Origin of the sequence: Pectobacterium peruviense (genome assembly GCF_002847345.1) — a bacterium.
Taxonomy (GTDB): domain Bacteria; phylum Pseudomonadota; class Gammaproteobacteria; order Enterobacterales; family Enterobacteriaceae; genus Pectobacterium; species Pectobacterium peruviense.
This window is the reverse complement of the sequence record NZ_LXFV01000011.1, coordinates 177537-195298: the sequence shown is the minus strand read 5'-3', so window position 1 is coordinate 195298 and position 17762 is coordinate 177537. Positions and strand designations below refer to the sequence as shown.

Below are 17762 nucleotides of genomic sequence, written 5' to 3'. Positions count from 1 at the left end.
ATGGGGTTTTCCTGGGAACCCAATTTATTTTTACAGCTTACTTTTCCGATTAATTGCATTTGTAATGGCTAAACGAATTTCATTGAAGATGATGTTTTTGTTTGAAGTGGGGATGTTGATTTTTATATTGTAGATGTTATTCGACTTTGCCGTTTCTATCTCCCATTTCACCCATGGTGAAATGCCAGTAGAGGCTGTATTCAGTAGGAGGAAAATATCTGCTTGTTGAAGTTCATTTTCAACCCTTGCTTGTTTATCCTCAGAGTTATTATGCAAAAGATCAATATATAAATATCCTAGATCTGATATTTTTGATTCTAATTCAACAAGAAAATCGTTTGTTATTACATTATCTCTAGTTGTGTAGCTAATGAATATTTTCATGCTGAGTAACTGTTAATGCAGTTTTTTAATAAAAAAATAATTATGGAGATTGAAAAAGTAAATATAAATACTGCTGTGCAGTATATGTAAAGTATCATTGATTTGTTAAAAATAGCTACAGCCCAAGAATTTTTAAGCTGAGTTGCTACTTCATTCTGCCCAGAATTTCTATTTGAAATTTTCTTTTGAATATCATGGATTTTTTGCCGATTCACTCTTTGATAATAATATGCTGTAGTATCACACATCCAAAATCCGATGGTAATAAAAAGGCAGGTCAGAGAAAGTTGTACCAGACTTGTTTCTGGTCCAATTTTCAACATTGCTGCTATAATTATGCCAAGAGCGCCAACACATAATTTTTTATATTCGAAACACTGATTGCTAATTTGCATTGTCGATTCATGATATTGATTGATAGATGAAAAATCTAGTTCATCAGCACAGCTTTTTTTATATCCAGACGTCGTGTCATGCATAGCGAGTCCTTTTCTCAAAGTGGTAATCATACTCTGTAGCAGAAATTTACCCAATATTTAAACCAATCAGCAGGAGACCACGAGGTTTAGTTTTGGTTCGGCATTAGGTCAGCAAAGCAACATTTCTTGAATTTGACTTAACCTTCTTTCCTTGGACGAACCGATCTGTTGTTTAAGTTTGGGCGTACAAGATACGTTTTTTACAAATTAACCTTACCTAGAATGTCACAGTTTTAGAAATTTTCAAGATATTAAAACCATTCTAATATTAGAAAGAATTTTTGCCTCTTGGGGGATGGGGTATTACTGGAGTATTCGTAGGTCCTTTGTCACGTTATGTACTCAAGTAATATAGGGTATCTCCAGAATAATAGTTATAGTCTAACGTCAGTTTTCCATGTTGTTTTACATCCCTAGATACATGGGGCTACTGTGATTTGATATGCCCTAAGCGTTTGCCCCATCCTCGTGCGCCGGCCTAAAATACGGCAGCGGTTTAGCTAGACACAGGCTAATCCGTTAAAGATGTGACTCATCGTCTGTGGTCTTACTCATCACAAAAAATGATCCTATCCACACGGGAAATCAAAAATGATTTTTGATAGGTGGAGGGAAATGGAATAGATCACACTGACTGGCACCCGGCGGATATTATCGCGGGATTAAGGAAAAAGAGATGACGCTGGCGGCCGTTTCCAGAGCTGTAGGGCTGGCATCATCCACATTGGCAAACGCGCTCGCAGTACTGGCCGAAAGGTGAACGTCTGATCACTGAAGCGTTAAATAAACGCCCCAAAGAGATCTCGTTTCGCTACAACGACTCGATCCACGGTAGACAAGAAACCAGCACCATTTATCGATATGGTGTTGACGGGATGACTCGTTCAGAGGCACATGAATGGCCGAATGAAGCAAAGAAGAGGATTTCAACGGGGAGTAGGCAAGCAAAATCCGGTGATTATTGGTAAAATTAAAATCTTTCTTCAGACTCTGCCATTTTTTCCAGTATCACCGTCTTTGTTATTGATACGAAAAGCGGCTGAAATAAGGTGTAAAGCCGCATGAAAATCCCAAACAGACTCCAACCTCTGGTCGATGATGGCCTGATAGACAATGTGCTCCAACGCTTGAAAAGCGGCAAGGAAGCGGACGTTTACACTGTTTTATGTGGTGACAAAATCCAGTGTGCCAAAGTGTACAAAGAAGCAATGCAGCGTAGCTTTAAACAGGCAGTGCAGTACCAGGAAGGGCGCAAAGTCCGTAACACGCGTAATGCCCGTGCAATGCAAAAAAACTCAAAATTCGGACGCAAGCAACAAGAGGAATCCTGGCAAACGGCGGAAGTCGATGCACTGTTCCGTCTTGCTAATGCCGGTGTTCGCGTACCACAGCCCTATATCTGTCTTGACGGTGTGCTATTAATGGAGTTGGTCACAGATGTTGAGGGCGCTGTTGCTCCACGCCTTAGCGATGTGACTCTCACGGAAGAGACTGCAGTTGCTGATTTTAATACAATGATCCGCAATATCGTGCGCATGTTGTGTGCAGGTATTGTACATGGTGATTTATCGGAGTTTAACGTACTGCTCGATGCGCAGGGGCCGGTAATTATCGACTTGCCACAAGCTGTGGACGCCGCCGCCAACAACCATGCTGAATCAATGTTTACACGTGATGTTAATAACATCACCGCTTACTACGGTCAGTTCGCGCCACAATTATTGCAAACGCGGTATGCGCAAGAAATCTGGATGTTATATGAAGACGGAAAATTAACACCAGAAACAGCGCTAACTGGTCTCTTCGTCGAAGCGACGCATGAGGTGGATATGGGTTCACTGATTGATGAAATCATTGCGGCTGAAGATGAGTTCTATGAACGTCAGCGAGCAAGAAAAGAACGCGACGATGAATAATTGTTGGAGCGACATCAGTCGTTGATGGCCCTTTCAGGGAAACAGTGAAAATTGAATCCGTGATAGTCACCAGATGCTATTTATAGTGCATTGCGCGCCACCACAAATGGCGGCATTACACTAAATGAATCAGAATTTTCGTTTTGGGTAAATGTTAAAACCGCAGTCAGTTTTGTTGCCCACTACACTCTGTGCTAAATAGCCAAAAGCCTATCTAAACCCGCATAACTGCGGGTTTTCCTATTTTGAAGACGGCGGTTTCTTATTAAAGACACCGGTTACCTAAGGCGTGATTAATCAACCTGTCGCGAAATACTATTAAGCTTTGTGATTTGCTCGCCTGACAATACGAGATCTGCTGCGGCGAAATTCTCTCTGAGATGCGTCGTAGATGACGTTCCTGCGATGACAAGAATATTAGGAGATCGCTGTAGCAGCCATGCTAATGCAACCTGCTTTGGCGTCGCTCCGACCTCGTTAGCCACTTGCGAGAGGATCGATGATTGCAGTGACGAAAATCCGCCTAGCGGGAAGAAGGGAACGTAAGCTACCCCTTGTGCCGCCAGAGCATCGATGAATTCATCATCGCCACGCTTGACCAAATTATACTGGTTCTGGACGCACACGATTGTCGTTATCGACTTAGCTTCGGTAAATTGCGTGGGTGAGACATTACTCAAGCCAATGTGACGAATCAGACCTTGCCGCTGGAGTTGAACAAGTACCTCTAATGATTCGGCTACCGAGCGATCGTCCGGTCCGTGCGCGCCGCCCAGCCGCAGATTGACAACATCAAGCGTTTCCAGTCCGAGGCTTGTGAGGTTCTCATGCACCGCACGCTTGATCCCACCCGGCGTATGATCGGGTACCCAAGATGCATCGTCACCACGCACGAAACCGACTTTGGTAACGATCGTCATGTCACCCGAATAGGGTGATAACGCTTCGCGGATTAGCTGGTTGGATACGCCCGGGCCATAGAATTCGGCTGTGTCGATGTGATTGGCTCCCAGAGCTATCACTTCGCGTAGTACTGCCAGAGCAGCGTCTTTGTCACGCGGTGGACCCCAGACGTGCGGGCCGGGCAATTGCATGGTGCCATAGCCCATGCGTTTCAGGTTCAACGATGTACCGATCGGGGTAAATGTGCCACCAAGGTGCGAGGTATTCATGAAATTATCCTAATGTGGGTTGTTGAGGTTTATTGTGAAAGTACGACGATCTTACCGCGTGCATGACCGTAGATCTGGTAGTCCCACGCTTCGTCAAAGCGATTTAAAGGAACTGTGCGATCAATGATCACCTTTACATTTCGACTAGCGATCGTTGCGACGAGATCGCCGAGACGATCGGCAAAGGGCTTAGCATAGAAGATGCTGGCCGTTACTCCATGTGCTCGTGCTTCTTCCTCGTCGGGTGGCATGACAGTAGAAATGAGGCGTCCACCCGCGCGCACGTCGTCATGGCCGATATCAGGTACGGGGATATCCTCCCTGCGTGGTGCTTCTGTGAAATTGTGAATGCGTATGGCTCTCATGTGTGATTTCCAAAGTTGGGGAAAATAGGTATCGATGATATATTTATGCACCAAGTGCAAAATAAAATATTGCACTTGGTGCAAATTTTCAAGAAAAAAATATGTGAGAGCTTGGTATGGAACATGAGTTGAAACGTAAAGACGGCGTTCGCGAAAAGAAGCGCCGCGAGATGTACCACCGCATCACTGAAGTAGGCCTGAAGTTGTTCGCAGAGAACGGCTATGAAGCCACGACGCTCGATGCGATTGCCGAAGCATCGGGCATCGCCCGAAGAACCTTCTTTAACTACTTCGGCTCTAAGGAAGAAATCATCTTGGCTTGGCAAAATGCGCTGCCGGGTGAGTTACATGCGGAGATACTGAAGCGGGGTGTAGCAGCATCGCCAATCGAGACCATTCAAGCGGCGCTGGTTACTCTGACGGTGAATATGCGCCCGGATGTCGCGGTGTTGATTGGCAGAATTGTGCAGTCGACCGAACAACTCCAATCGGGCAATCAGGCTAAATTTCTGCGAATGGAGCAAGCAGCCTACGAAGGTCTGTGCGAGCTCTGGCCAGATGTTGAGAGACGTTTCGGCCTACGTCTTGCAGCAATGATTTGCGTTGGGGCAATGCGGCTTTCGATCGATGCATGGGTTGCCGAAGGATGTCAGAGGCTACTAGTAGAGCACCTTGAGGCAAATTTTGGTTGTCTTAAAACCGAACTGGGTGCTTGCTAAGTGATACGGAGTCATGGTTTGTTTACAGGACGAATTTTTTACGAAAAGGGAAAGTTTCGCTCGTGATAGATAATAAATTTATCTGTTGCACAATTGTCATGCCCGACTCTGGGCATTCAGTTGCCGCCGTCCTGAGAACCCAGGCTGTTGGCAGAAATTATGCCGCTGCGCGACTCCTTCGGTGTTTATGCCTGCTTTTGGCGCTGCTAGTGACGCGTTCCCGACGCGGCACTCGTTTTTGCCGTATCTATGTAGCTCATTCGGTGATCTTGCACACCCCAGCATAATTTTGATTCCGAAAAGGAATAAGTTGATAAATGTATCGCTCAGTCCGGTTGGTGATAGGGTCGGTTTGGCGATTGATCGGATCGCACAATCCGGGCTGAGTTCCCTCGAAGTGATCTACTATTCGGAACAGCTATTTAGGCTTGATGGTTTTTAGTCTTATCTATGATCGCAATCAATACTCATTTTTGTTTATCTCTTAATTATGACGATGCGTATAAGCGTATTCATATAGGGGTAATAAAATGGAAGTTTATAAAGACATTAATAATGACTCTGGTGTTAGAGGGTATGAAATAGGTAGTGATTGCATAACAGTATGGTTTGATAATACTGCGAAATCTTATACATACAGCTATGGTGTGGCAGGTCATATCCATGTAGAGAAAATGAAGGTTTTAGCAAGAAATGGTGACGGCCTAAATGCTTACATTAATAAATTTGTAAAGTTCAAATACGATAGATGATTTGCATGATAATTATTTTTATTTGACATATTGGTGATTGCGCCCGCGGTCACCAATTTTTATTTGTCTATTTATAATTTCAATGCTACCTGTGAGGTTGGGGATTATTCGTTGAGTTAGATTGAGGGGGCTAATATACCTGAATATATTTCCCCTCTCGGCGTAAAAATTGCGCAGAGGTGATAGTGGCCGTCGCGCTACTCAGGTGTGAAGTGACGGCAGGAAGTAGGGAACATAAACGAGAAGACGCCATAGTCTACTGGCAATTTGTTTATAGGATTCTGTCATACAGCAGAATTATGCAACGAGTGCTGCTATGAGATTGTTTTTGGACTACCCATTCTTTTTTCAATAAAAAGAGTGAGTGATTCAATCTCTTGTTCATTACAAAAATCGCTGAGCGAAATAGAGAGTACTGTCAGGTTATTAGCGACTTCACCTAATTTATTAGTATAGATAACGAAATGGACCTCACATTTATACGGCACGTCCTTTCTTCCGAGAAAGTTTTATTCATGTTTTAACGTTAAGAACGGTAATTCGCTGCGTGTTGCTGTTCTCTCACGCTTATCTTTTTCACACTGGCGAAAATAATTATCATCTGATGTTCTAGCTGGTTCCTAGTAATATTTTGGCTTGATGGCCTTCAGCTTCAACATACTGCCCATTGTAATACATCTGGGATAAATAGTTGCCAGCACCACGAACGTCATTTTTATACGCTTGTTCGAACGGTGAATAGCAATGTGTTGCGATGGCGTAAATCAAGACGGTAGTTCGTGTCTTCCAGAGCCACAGCCTTAATCACTATCCTCATTATCTAACGCGTTCGGTTTATTATTTCTCAACAGCGCCCATTTTCTGAACTGGGTCGGCGTCATCTCCATCTGCTGGGAGAAGGCACGTCTGAAAGCAGTGTCTTCACTGTAACCACATTCAGCGGCAACTTGCTTGATATTGGTCATCGGGTTTTCAAGCAGCAGACAGGCCATTTCGATTCTGACGCGGGTGATAAAGTTTTTCGGGCTTTCAGCGGTGAGTCCTTTGAGCTTTCGGTGAAGCGTTCGGTCACTAAAATTCAGGGCGCTGGCTAATTCTTCTGCGGTGATCGCTGGGTTCTCGTAGCGGATAAGCTGTTCAGCACGCAGCAGTAGGGGATGTACGGTATTAATAAACCCCTGCGGGGCATAAATACGTTGCGAGAGGGGCTGACTATCCGCCACTGCAATATCCGCCGCTAGTTTGGCAATCTTAGGGCCTGCGCTGCGGCGAATAATATGCAGGGCAAGCTCCACCCAGGATAATGGTCCGCCGGTGGTAATAATGCCATCTTGCTCTTCTAGCGCTTTGCCCCACACCGGTTTTGCCTTCGGGTATTTCTGTTTAAAAGTGTGGTAGAGCCACCATGTCGTGGTGCAAAACCGACCATCCAACAGCCCAGCTTCAGCCAGAATAAAACCACCCGCACAGGCACCGCCTATCAGAGAACCTTGCCGATATTGCTCCTTGAGCCAAATTGCGGATTCACTGACGGATGACGTCGACAGCGGTAATTTGTCAGGCCCGAGCATCATTCCGGTCGCCAATACGACATCCGATCTACCAACTGTGTCGAATGAACTGTCTACGTGAATTAGCCTGCCCTGAGCATCACGAACTGACTTGCCGTCCACACTAATAATGGATGTTTTAAACGACGGTGCAGAAGAGGGAAGCGCGTTGTCAGGTTGTGTAATCAGTGCCTGATTGACCATCCAGAATATATCGGAAAGCCCGGATATCGCCGACTGCATGCTGCCCGGCAGCGCCAGAATAGAGATGTGCATAGTGAATTTTCCAGTCAGACAATATTTGGCGGATTTTGCATGAACTATGTCAAGTTTGCCATCTTACCACAAATATCAACCACGATTAAAATTCAACCATTAGTTACCCAAAGAGTGACAACACTCATCGGGGAAATTGGCAGTCGTATCAACCTTTCTGAGGAGTGCGTATGACGCATTACCGAATTAAATGGCTTGGCCATCTGGCTATCGCGTTAGGTCTGGTGCTGTCTGCCAGCGTTCACAATGTTGCGGAGGCGGCAAAAATTAACAATATCGTCTTGGTCCACGGCGCTTTTGCCGATGGTTCCAGTTGGTCTGCCGTCACGGCCCGACTACAAGGGATGGGATACCACGTTACTGCGGTGCAAAACCCGCTGACTTCTTTAGCGGATGATGTTGAAGCAACGAAGCGTGTGTTGCAAAGGCTGCAGGGCGATGTGCTGCTGGTAGGACATTCATGGGCGGGAGCTGTTGTGACTGAGGCTGGTAATTCTCCCAACGTTCGCGGCATCGTCTACTTATCTGCCCTAGTGCCAGACAGCGGAGAGTCCGCCTCTGATTTATTGCAGCGCCTGAAAGCGCCGATGGAAGGCATGGTGCCCGATGCCAACGGGTTAATTTGGCTAGATAATCCTGAGCAGTATCGTGCGGTTATGGCTGGCGATGTACCGCTAGACAAAGTACAGGCGTTGGTAGCGGTGCAACAGCCGATTGCCGCAAAAGCGTTTGGCGATCGTATTCAGCAGGCGGCATGGAAAAATAAACCAACCTGGTATTTGCTAACGGAGAATGACAAGGCATTAAACCCATCAATTCAGAAAGCAATCGCGAGTCATATCGGAGCAAAGACACAGTCTATTTCGTCCAGCCATATGTCTCTGGTGTCACACCCGGAAGTCGTCGCGGATTTTATTGATAGCGCGGCTAAAGCAGTTAAATGAGTGAGCTCTGAAACTCAATGTAGGAGAAGTTATTGTGAACATTTTACATATAGACTCCAGTATTCTTGAGAATGGTTCCGTTTCCCGACAGATTTCAGCTGACGTTGTCGATCAATTAGTTCAGCAGCATCCGAACGCTGTCGTCTCTTATCGTGATGTGGTTAAGGATGAAATACGCCACTTAACCGGGCCGATTGCTGCGGGATTTCGTACGATCCCATCGGCTTCAGTGGACGAGGCAACGCTGCGGGAACACCAATTATCTGAAACGTTGGTCGCGGAATTTCTGGCGCATGACGTAATTGTTATTGGTGCGCCGATGTATAATTTTTCCGTATCGAGCCAATTGAAATCGTGGCTGGATCGTCTTGCACAGGCGGGGAAGACCTTTAAATATACAGAGAAAGGCCCAGTAGGTTTATCGGGTGGAAGAACGGTCATTGTGATTTCGTCCCGCGGTGGTTTTTATACCACACCGCCTTTTTTAGATATGGATTTCCAGGAACGCTATCTTCAGGGCTTTTTCCGGTTTCTTGGTATTACCGATATTCATTTTGTCCGTGTGGAAGGCGCTTCAAAAGGGGATGAAATCAAGAATCGTGAAATCCAAAATGCGAAGTCCTCTATCCATTCTGTGATTACATCCATAGCTTAAAAAATATATGGCCGATCAATAATTATTGAGGTGGCAATCATGCTCTATGCCATTACACTGTATTACACCAGCCCGAAAGATGAACTTGAAAAGAGTATTGACGCACACAAAAAATGGCTAGCTGATAATATTAAAAAGGGAAATGTTATTTTTGCCGGCCCGTTGGACGATGGCACCGGTGGGTTTATTTTAGCCTACGGGTTAGAGATTTCTGATATGGAAGATATTCTGGACGACGATCCGTTTGTCAATTTGGGATTAGTCAAAACAGAAATAAAAGCAATTGAGCCAGGGATCTGTTCGAGCCATTTCTATGCCGAATGGGCAGGGAATGCGAAGGCGTTATAACGTAGTGTTAGAATTTTAATCGTGATTTCCCAGTTATACTCCTGCATGTAAATGTAATAGCGGTAGTGTGCCGCCTTACATTATTTTTAGGGTAAACTCAATAAAAAAGCCGCTGAAAATAGCGGCTTAAAAATATGGCTTAATGATTAGGGGTGTTGATAAGCGAGCTTGTAATTTCCCGCAGCCACTGTACGGAATGTGACATTATCCCTGTTCCAGCGAATTTCGACTTCCGCTGACGTTTGCAATTTCCAGGATGAAGCATTATCGACATTGAGTGCCAATTTATCGATGGATGAAACATCCACTGCTGGATCGGTGACATCCAGCGCAAAGGCAAATGCGAGACGATCTGGTACATTGTTTTTTGAAGCAAAAAGCTGTCCCCATTGTGTCGCTGTTACTGCATTTAAAGCGGCTGGCGTCATGCCATCTTGAATCAATGCGGTTGCACTCGTCGTATCGGCAGACAACGCGCCAATAGATAACCATGCTGTGCCATTCCATGCGAACCAATCGTTCAGATCGCGCGAGACCGCAACACGAACTTTGCCTGCGTTAGTTTGTGCCGCTGTTAATGTTGCTGAATTAATTTTCGCCCATGCGCTGGCATACATCAGCTCTTTCGGTAACACGATCTGTGGGAAGGGAATATACGTTGTTTTTACCTTCATTTTTTCATTTGAAACGATTTTGACCGGTGCGGTTAGCACTGTCCCGGCAGTATCTAATTTATCCAGACTGAAAACACCATATTGATCAATTTTTTCTTTGGTTAATTCACCTAGGATTTCTGATAATACCCCGTTGGTTACCCCATAGTATGTATTGTTTGACTGAATTACGAACCGACTAATGGGTGAGAATAAACTTAGTTCGGCCAGTGTAGTAAATGGCTGGCTTCCGTTTTTGGCCGTGATCAGTAACCGATAGCTCTTATATGTGACGACTTTGCCAAGCTTATAATCTCTTTTACTTCCAGGATTATTATCTGCGCTGTCAGCGATCTCGTGCAGGGTATCCCATGTTACGCCGTTATCATTGCTTCCCTGAAATTTCCAGGATTTAGGATTGCCTAACTCATTTCTTGAGCGGTTAACCATCTGATAGCTGAAAACCGATTTTCCTTCTGGGAGATCGATCCGTAACCAGTGTGGATTAGCCACGGATGGGAGCCATTGATTATCGGTACTCCAGCAATCCGGCCATTCTCCGACATTGTCTTTTCCATCAAAGGCAACATAAGGGTGAAAGGCTGCGGTGGAGATCGCAAAATTGGAGGCGCTTGCGACATAACCGACAGGCGCGCTATCCGATGTCATGGCCGGAATAATCGATGTACTAGTCTCAGGAATGAGAGAAAGAAATTCCCCATCAGCTTTTATTTCAGCGCTGTAGAAACTGCCATCTTGTTGTAACTCGTACGTATCACCGATAAAGGGAGTCACAGTACCGTTAAAATTTACTGCGCTTGTACTGTTATAGTTAGGCTGGCTAGCGCTATCAAAGTTATCTACCAGATAGGTTTGATTGCTTGCGCCAGTTTCTTCTTTCAGTGCATAGGCGTCATACGCATAGGATGTCTGAGGGCTAATGCTGAATAAATGGTTTTCACCTGCTGTTGCACCCGCTTTATCAACAACGGTATACCCTCCGCTCCCATTACCAGAACCGTTGCTGACCGTTGCGCTAATTACCGTTTTGCCATTAGAGGCGTTGCGACTTAACGTGACGCCATTTCCTGCTTCAAGTGAATCGGCAATAAGCTGCTTGGTTTTTTGCGTATAGTCTGTGATATCTGATGTTGTATGGGTATGCACTGCCGCTGCTGCACCCATTTGGGCGGGAGTGGGGGAAAAATCCCCGCTGCCTAGCAACGATTGTCCAAACAGCGTTCGAATGTTAGTCCCAGAAATTAATTCTGACTGTTTTGCATTCCATACGGATTTTTCATCTGGTGTGACGAATTTTCTTGTCGCCGTTTCTGTAATCTCGTTCGCTGTGTAATCGCCCGGCTGTGCTGTTACGACGCCCGTACGCCCGAATACGGAGGAAACGCCAGAGGTGTTTGGATTCTGTTCACACTGGCTGTTTGTATTGCAACAAGTGTGGTGATCAACGTTAACTGGTGGATGAACGGTGCAGGTTGATTTTCCGGTACTGTCACACACGTTAATTTCGATATTGAAGTTTTTCATGGATTTTATTACCCCGTTGGTTAATTTCGTGATAATTATCCTTTATTTAATGTATGGGGTATTTTAAAGCGGTTTACTAAATAGTTTATTACAATGGCTGAGATGTGGTTTTTTGGTGGTATAACAAGAAAGCGCCATGGGATCATGGCGCTTTAATATCATCGTGGAATAAACAGCGTATCGAAAAATAACTTCCCGATTTATAGTCCAGCGAATTTAAATGGCGTAGCGGGTTTAAAGTGCCCGGAAGCCTCCTCTGAATAAATGGTGCTTTGGTCAGGCCCCAAATCTAGTTTGGCGGCGTTACCTCCGCGCGGCGCAAAGTTGATTTTTTTCAAATCAACCCAAAAGATATTAGGCGATACGGCAGATTCAAAAAAGTATTGTAGCGATTTATGATCTATAACGGTGCGCCAGCGCGTTGAGGAAATATTCTTCATGTCTGGTAAGGAATAACCATAGGGAACGGATGCATTGCGTATGATACTGAATGCGGCGGCTAAGTCCGCTTTATCTTTTTCTATTTTACTTTTCTCTGCTACCCCTGGAATGAGTTTATTGGGGGCAACATTTTTCACATAGAATGAGGCGCGGACAAAGCGATCGGCAGCGCGGTTCGTTCCCGGCAGCATCACATTGCCACCTATCTGATCCCAATAGGTATTCAGCGTCAACTGCTTATCGAACGTCGGAGAATTGGTCATCACCTGATAGTCCTTATTATGGTTAATGACCTGCTTGCCGTCGATATACTCAATAATGGCACTGTCACCAGAGGAATCGGATAAGGAAAGGTGAAGCGTCGCTTTTTTATCCTGATTCGGTAAGTCTTTTGTGACCAGTGTAAATTTTTCATCTTGCAGCGACTTCACGGCTTCATCGACGGTAGCAAAATTATCCAACACGTATTGTGCCCACGCTGCGATGCTCAAGCCCGGTTTGTCTGCTGTCGGTGCTGTATCTGGGTATTTAGACTCCGCCAGCCAGAGCACATTAGCTGCCAACCCTTTTTCATTCACGCCATCGGTTGTGGAGGCCATATTTGGATTACTGTCGAAAGCAGAGGCAATGACACTGCCGTATTTTGATGTCCACTCCAGAGAATGCGCGCCTGCGGCACCAGAACGCTTTAATTCTCGTGGGAAAATCCAGAGATTGGTCTCGGTATCGTCGGCCCAGTCCATTGAACGGGCGGTAATAGGGTAATCAGGGTTATTGAGATCTTTATAAACGAACCGCGTACAGGCGAGCGAAACCGCTGAGCCTAGTGTTAATGCGACCAATGATAATGCACATATCATAGGCTTAATACGCTTATTATTTTTTATCATTTAATTTCTCCGTTTTCTACCAGGGGTGTGTTGTTAATTGAATTTGCAGATTTATTATAGTTGGTGGTTTTTTAATGACATGGGGAAATTAAAATAAACTGAAACGTGTTTGTTGATTGTTTAATAATTATGTTTCGTAAATATATTATTTTCATGGTAATGGTTTTACATTTTCTTATGCTACTTTCTGTGATGATTTTTTTAGATACTTGATAAAAAAGTAATGTGATTCCCCTGGTAAGGGGGAGTTTTCAACTTTTTCAATAATTTTATACCCTTTCTTCTCATAGAAACCGGGAGCATTGAAGCTCATTGACTCTAAATAGACGAAGACACAGCCTTCCTCTGAAGCCATTTTTTCTGCGGCAGCCAGCAACTCTCCTCCGATACCTTTTCCGTGGCAACGATCATCCACGACGATCATCTCTATTTGGAGATAGTTGAAAAATATGGATCCGACGATTCGGCCAACAACGTGGTCGCCTTCTTTATAAATGAGGCTTAGCTTCTTCTCTTTGAAACAGAACCTATCTCCTAGCTTATTTTCCGTGTACGCATCCAACGCTTTACCGGCTTCTTTTTCGTTTTTTCTGTAATTTTCTGTGCAAATCATTTTTACATTCACTTGTTTTTGTTGGATTACTCGCTCTGAGTAAATGTTATCTCACTCGGGTAACCGCTGATAGCAGACTCAGCTAGTCAGGCGGTTTCCTCCGCTTTTAATCCATCGAAATTTTCAAAGTGCCAGGTTTCACTGATACGTCCTCCCTTAATACGGTGCATATCCATACCAGAAAAACGTACCTGCTGACCGGAGGCTTTCCAGCGGTCGAAATCACCGATATGACGGCCACTCATGGCAATCCGGCAAACTACCAAATCGTTCTCGGCAACCACAGCCTCGATATCGATATGAAAGCCTTCGAAAGCCGCATGAGTATGTGACACCGCGCGTTTGAACCCTGCAGGTGTATTAGGCTGGCCCGGATCGGCAGGATGATTGATCCAGTCGGTTGCTAGCAGGCGGTCGAAAGCTTCACGGTCATTGGTATTGAAGGCCTGATAGAAAGCGGCTGCCAGAGACGCATTATCGTTCATCTCGTTGTTCCTTAGCATGTTTAACGTAGCGTGTGTCGTATATAGAATGTGACATCAAGACTGGATAAAAGGAAGATTTTCACCTGCTAGCCTCTGCATAACGTAAAAGTAGGTCAAGGTTTCGCCGAATGTCTTAACCTTACCGCCAACTGGCAGTAAACTAGCGAAATGATTTTTTGACCGATTTCCACTGTGGGCGCTCGCCCGCATGCGCATCGATTCCGTTCCATCTCTTTTCAGTGAGCTAGTTGGCCTATGACGTACCTCAAATTCTTGGGGATTGGGTTTATTTGTGTTCTGTTGCTGTCTTTTTGGCAAAGCTGGGCGCAGTCGACGCGTAACGGCGAGACGTTTAGTGGACAAACCTGGTGGTCTGCCAAACGTGATTCTTCAGGGCTAGCGCCGAACCCTGTGCAGTTCCGCCAGACCGCTATTGTGCAGGTTTATGCGGCACCGACTTACGGCTGGCGCGGGCTGGTGGCGGTGCATCCGTGGATCATTTTCAAGAAAGCAGGGGAAACCCAATATCGTCGCTACGAGGTTGTAAGCTGGGGAAGTGATAACGTCGTCCGTCTGAATCGTTCGGTGGCGGATGCTTACTGGTACGGGGCGATGCCTAAGCTGTTGGTAGAACACCGTGGTGACAAGGCGGAGGCGATGATCCCGCAGATTGAGGCCGCCATTAAAAGCTATCCGTGGCCGAATACCTATCACGCCTGGCCGGGGCCGAATAGCAATACGTTTCTGGCACATATTGGCCGCGAAGTGCCCGCGCTCAAGCTGGATATGCCAGCCAATGCGATTGGTAAAGATTACCGCCCGATAACGCGCCCCGTTGGGTTGTCGCCATCAGGGAGTGGCGTGCAGATTTCACTGTTGGGCGTACTGGGTATCACGATGGGGGTCGAAGAGGGCATAGAAGCCAATATTCTGGGGCTGAACATGGGCGTAGATATCAATCCGCCCGCGCTGCGTTTACCCTTTATTGGCCGCCTCGGATATGAAAAAACGGGTCGCGACGAAGGCTGAAAGTAGATTTCCTCCTTACTCCCCACATTGGCGCAAATGCGTCAGCAGATTGATCACTTCGGGTTGCAGAATTGCGCCGGATTTCACGCCCAGCCAGAGCTGGCGTGAAGCCCACTCGTTGGTAAGATTGATGGCACGTAACCCGGTGCCAAGCACTTCCGGGCGAATCGCGCCCTCCGGCAAGACGCTGATGCCCAGTCCCGCTTCGATCATGCGACAAATACCGTCAAAGCTGCTGACCTGCACGCGCAGGCGCAGCACTCTTCCCAGTTCATCCGAGGCGTCTTTCAGCTGTTTCAGCAAAGAGCTACCGCTATTGAGGCCGACGTAATCGTAGCCCAATGTGTCGTTAAAGCTCACGTCTGACAGTGCGGAAAGCGGGTGTTGGGGCGGAACGAGTACGACAAGCTTGTCCTTACGGTAAGGAATTTTCTCGACTCCTTGCGAGCCGACATTGTCCACGAAAATGCCGATATCGGCCTCACCCATCGCGAGTGCCGTCACCACGGTTTTGCTGAGCTTTTCCTCTAGGTTAATACGAACGAGCGGCCGTGTCGGAAGAAATGACGCCAGATCCTGCGGAAGAAACTGAATAATCGCTGAAGTATTTGCCCACATATGTACGTGACCGCGCACGCCAACGGCGTAGTCATTCATTTCGCTCGCCATTCGCTCCACGTTGCTCAACACATTGCCCGCGAGATTGACCAATTCCTTACCTGCTGGCGTTAACGTCAGGCCACGCGGCATTCGGATAAACAGCGCACAGTCCACGGTACGCTCCAGCTCGGCGATACGCTTGCTCAAGGCCGAAAGCGTGATGTGAAACTTTTCTGCGGCTTTGGTCAGGCTGCCCGTCTGGGCAACTTGCAAAAATATGCGGAGCGACTGAAGGTCAAAATGCGCAGGATTAATCATGGTTTATTGAGAGTCCTCAGTCGGGCTGGAAAGCAGCACAATAGCTGGCAGTTTGATTCCGCGCAGCATGTCGTCACATGTCTTATGTCACGCTGTAGGCTAACACAGTTGGAGGTTTTCCTGACAGGAAAGGGTCATTGACGATTCAGTGATTATCAAAAGACCACGTTACTCCTAGGATGTGTGAAGTCTCATTTAAGATGGAGCTTATAAGTGTCACTTATCGATCATGTCGATCACCTGGTATTGACCTGTGTTGATCTTGCTGCGACCCGGCATTTTTATACCGATGTACTGCAAATGCGGGAGGAAACATTTGCAAGCGGGCGCGTAGCTTTTCATTTTGGTCATCAAAAAATCAATGTACATCTGCGCGGGGCAGAGCATGAGCCCAAGGCGCATTTGCCTGTTCCTGGCTCACTTGATCTGTGCTTTATTGCTTCGATACCGCTGGAGCAGGTGATTGATCATTTGACTCGTTGTCGCTGGCCGATTCATGAAGGGCCAGTGCTGCGAACCGGCGCAACGCAGCCAATTCGTTCTATTTACCTGCGCGATCCCGATCTTAACCTGATCGAAATCGCTGAGTATTTACCCTAAAACCATTGTCTGCCTGCCGGCCTGAAACGCGGTTTTCCAGATAGTCTTATGATATATAGGTCACGCATTTTTTATGTTTAGCTTAATGATGTTCAGCGATATTTTATTGTGTTTGCTTTTGGGGATCGGGCTGGGATTTTGTGGAGGAATGCTGGGAATTGGCGGTGGGCTTATCGCGATTCCGATTCTGGGTGTGTTATTCGGGATGGATCAGCATATGGCACAGGGAACCGCATTGGTGATGATAACGCCAAACGTGCTGATTGGTTTTCTGCGCTATCGCCAGCGTAACCGCATTGATACGCGGGTGGCGCTGACTATGTGTGCTTTTGCGACGGGATCGGCCTATCTTGCCGCTCACATCGCTTCATCGATTGATGTTCACAACCTTCAGCGCGCCTTTGCCACTTTCCTGCTGGTGCTGGCGGCGTACTATATCTGGCAGTGGTATAACAAAAAGCGCAGCCAAACGTCAGAGATTGTCTTGTCGACCAAATATCTGCCGCTGCTCGGTGTCGCGAGTGGGTTTATGTCTGGTATTTTTACCGTCGGCGGCGGTTTGGTAGTGGTGCCAGTACTGGTTACGCTGTTTGCCTTTGCACAAACGCAGGCGCAGGGTATGGCACTGATTCTTGTGGTGCCGGGCGCACTGGCGGCGCTGTTATCCTATTCGCAGGCGGGTAACGTTGATTGGAGTATCGGTTTACCATTGGCGCTGGGGGGGATTGTCAGCGTGTCTTGGGGCGTTGCGGTGGCGCATAAGCTGCCAGTAGCTTATCTACGCGGCGCGTTTTGTTTGATGCTGGTCGGTGTGGGAATCGCTATGCTGGTGCTGAAATAACCGCTAAAGCAATGCGCTTTTGCAGCGAAATGAGAACCAGACAGATGAAAAAATGGAAAGTGTGGATTGGAGTACTGTCGATTGCCGTTATGGCCGCGCTGTTTACGCTTTCTGGGCTATAGCCCTTTAAATAGATAGGTATTAAGCCTAAAGTTTTCAGCACTTTCTCCGTTGATAGGTAGGAAGT

General features: G+C 46.4%; 19 protein-coding genes and 1 pseudogene. 10 read left to right on the top strand and 10 right to left on the bottom strand.

The genetic code is table 11. The annotated features are described in order from the left end of the window. Positions 1 to 30: 30 nt before the first annotated feature. Complete coding sequence (locus A0G03_RS10565) at positions 31 to 384, bottom strand: TIR domain-containing protein (RefSeq protein ID WP_053075316.1); 354 nt, start codon at positions 382 to 384, stop codon at positions 31 to 33. Next, positions 381 to 863, bottom strand: coding sequence for a hypothetical protein (locus A0G03_RS10560; RefSeq protein WP_131701682.1), 483 nt, complete (start codon positions 861 to 863; stop codon positions 381 to 383). Before A0G03_RS10560 ends, A0G03_RS10565 begins: the two co-directional genes overlap by 4 nt. A 620-nt stretch (positions 864 to 1483) precedes the next feature. On the opposite strand from A0G03_RS10560, the pseudogene A0G03_RS21980 reads away from it, so the two are divergent. Together A0G03_RS21980 and A0G03_RS10550 are read left to right on the top strand one after the other, a co-directional pair. Then, a pseudogene (locus A0G03_RS21980) lies at positions 1484 to 1666 on the top strand (helix-turn-helix domain-containing protein); the annotation flags it as partial. A gap of 258 nt (positions 1667 to 1924) precedes the next feature. Beyond that, complete coding sequence (locus tag A0G03_RS10550; RefSeq protein ID WP_048261444.1) at positions 1925 to 2779, top strand: PA4780 family RIO1-like protein kinase; 855 nt, start codon at positions 1925 to 1927, stop codon at positions 2777 to 2779. A gap of 293 nt (positions 2780 to 3072) precedes the next feature. On the opposite strand, the gene A0G03_RS10545 is transcribed toward A0G03_RS10550, so the two are convergent. Both A0G03_RS10545 and A0G03_RS10540 read right to left on the bottom strand, forming a co-directional pair. After that, positions 3073 to 3951: an aldo/keto reductase family oxidoreductase gene (locus A0G03_RS10545; RefSeq protein ID WP_048261442.1), complete on the bottom strand. Its 879-nt coding sequence runs from the start codon at positions 3949 to 3951 to the stop codon at positions 3073 to 3075. Between the two features lie 29 nt (positions 3952 to 3980). Further along, complete coding sequence (locus A0G03_RS10540) at positions 3981 to 4316, bottom strand: zinc-binding dehydrogenase (RefSeq protein WP_048261440.1); 336 nt, start codon at positions 4314 to 4316, stop codon at positions 3981 to 3983. 116 nt (positions 4317 to 4432) lie between these two features. Between A0G03_RS10540 and A0G03_RS10535 the strand changes: the two genes are divergently transcribed. Then, positions 4433 to 5035 carry a TetR/AcrR family transcriptional regulator gene (locus tag A0G03_RS10535; protein WP_048261439.1) on the top strand — a complete coding sequence of 201 codons (603 nt, stop codon included), beginning with the start codon at positions 4433 to 4435 and terminating at the stop codon, positions 5033 to 5035. Between the two features lie 530 nt (positions 5036 to 5565). Continuing rightward, positions 5566 to 5787, top strand: a complete 222-nt coding sequence (locus A0G03_RS10525; RefSeq protein ID WP_048261437.1) for a hypothetical protein — start codon at positions 5566 to 5568, stop codon at positions 5785 to 5787. An 800-nt stretch (positions 5788 to 6587) separates the two neighbouring features. Here the strand turns inward: A0G03_RS10525 and A0G03_RS10515 are convergent. Continuing rightward, entirely contained in the window at positions 6588 to 7613 is a 1026-nt protein-coding gene (locus A0G03_RS10515) for a GlxA family transcriptional regulator (RefSeq protein WP_048261435.1), read from the bottom strand. Between the two features lie 170 nt (positions 7614 to 7783). On the opposite strand from A0G03_RS10515, the gene A0G03_RS10510 reads away from it, so the two are divergent. From A0G03_RS10510 to A0G03_RS10500, 3 genes are read left to right on the top strand one after another with little or no spacing between them, the layout of a single operon-like run. Beyond that, entirely contained in the window at positions 7784 to 8557 is a 774-nt protein-coding gene (locus tag A0G03_RS10510; protein ID WP_048261433.1) for an alpha/beta fold hydrolase, read from the top strand. A 34-nt stretch (positions 8558 to 8591) separates the two neighbouring features. Beyond that, entirely contained in the window at positions 8592 to 9212 is a 621-nt protein-coding gene (locus A0G03_RS10505) for an FMN-dependent NADH-azoreductase (RefSeq protein ID WP_048261431.1), read from the top strand. Between the two features lie 39 nt (positions 9213 to 9251). Next, positions 9252 to 9560: a YciI family protein gene (locus A0G03_RS10500; protein ID WP_048261430.1), complete on the top strand. Its 309-nt coding sequence runs from the start codon at positions 9252 to 9254 to the stop codon at positions 9558 to 9560. Between the two features lie 146 nt (positions 9561 to 9706). Here the strand turns inward: A0G03_RS10500 and A0G03_RS10495 are convergent, their stop codons facing one another. The 4 genes from A0G03_RS10495 to A0G03_RS10480 all read right to left on the bottom strand — a co-directional run bounded on the left by A0G03_RS10495 (position 9707) and on the right by A0G03_RS10480 (position 14187). Beyond that, positions 9707 to 11758 carry a discoidin domain-containing protein gene (locus A0G03_RS10495; RefSeq protein WP_223250568.1) on the bottom strand — a complete coding sequence of 684 codons (2052 nt, stop codon included), beginning with the start codon at positions 11756 to 11758 and terminating at the stop codon, positions 9707 to 9709. A 200-nt stretch (positions 11759 to 11958) separates the two neighbouring features. Next, positions 11959 to 13089: a linear amide C-N hydrolase gene (locus A0G03_RS10490; RefSeq protein WP_048261428.1), complete on the bottom strand. Its 1131-nt coding sequence runs from the start codon at positions 13087 to 13089 to the stop codon at positions 11959 to 11961. A 175-nt stretch (positions 13090 to 13264) separates the two neighbouring features. After that, entirely contained in the window at positions 13265 to 13702 is a 438-nt protein-coding gene (locus tag A0G03_RS10485; RefSeq protein WP_048261426.1) for a GNAT family N-acetyltransferase, read from the bottom strand. Between the two features lie 86 nt (positions 13703 to 13788). Then, the gene (locus A0G03_RS10480; protein ID WP_048261425.1) at positions 13789 to 14187 is read right to left on the bottom strand and encodes an ester cyclase; all 399 of its coding nucleotides are present in this window, start codon (positions 14185 to 14187) and stop codon (positions 13789 to 13791) included. Between the two features lie 255 nt (positions 14188 to 14442). Here A0G03_RS10480 and A0G03_RS10475 point away from each other — a divergent pair, with 255 nt between their 5' ends. Further along, a complete protein-coding gene (locus A0G03_RS10475) occupies positions 14443 to 15216 on the top strand; it encodes a DUF3750 domain-containing protein (protein ID WP_048261423.1) in 774 nt (257 codons plus the stop codon). Between the two features lie 15 nt (positions 15217 to 15231). Here the strand turns inward: A0G03_RS10475 and A0G03_RS10470 are convergent, their stop codons facing one another. Next, positions 15232 to 16134, bottom strand: coding sequence for a LysR family transcriptional regulator (locus A0G03_RS10470; protein ID WP_048261421.1), 903 nt, complete (start codon positions 16132 to 16134; stop codon positions 15232 to 15234). A gap of 213 nt (positions 16135 to 16347) precedes the next feature. Between A0G03_RS10470 and A0G03_RS10465 the strand changes: the two genes are divergently transcribed. Both A0G03_RS10465 and A0G03_RS10460 read left to right on the top strand, forming a co-directional pair. Then, entirely contained in the window at positions 16348 to 16734 is a 387-nt protein-coding gene (locus tag A0G03_RS10465) for a VOC family protein (protein WP_048261419.1), read from the top strand. Between the two features lie 73 nt (positions 16735 to 16807). Further along, complete coding sequence (locus A0G03_RS10460) at positions 16808 to 17575, top strand: sulfite exporter TauE/SafE family protein (RefSeq protein WP_048261417.1); 768 nt, start codon at positions 16808 to 16810, stop codon at positions 17573 to 17575. The last annotated feature ends 187 nt before the right edge of the window (positions 17576 to 17762 follow it).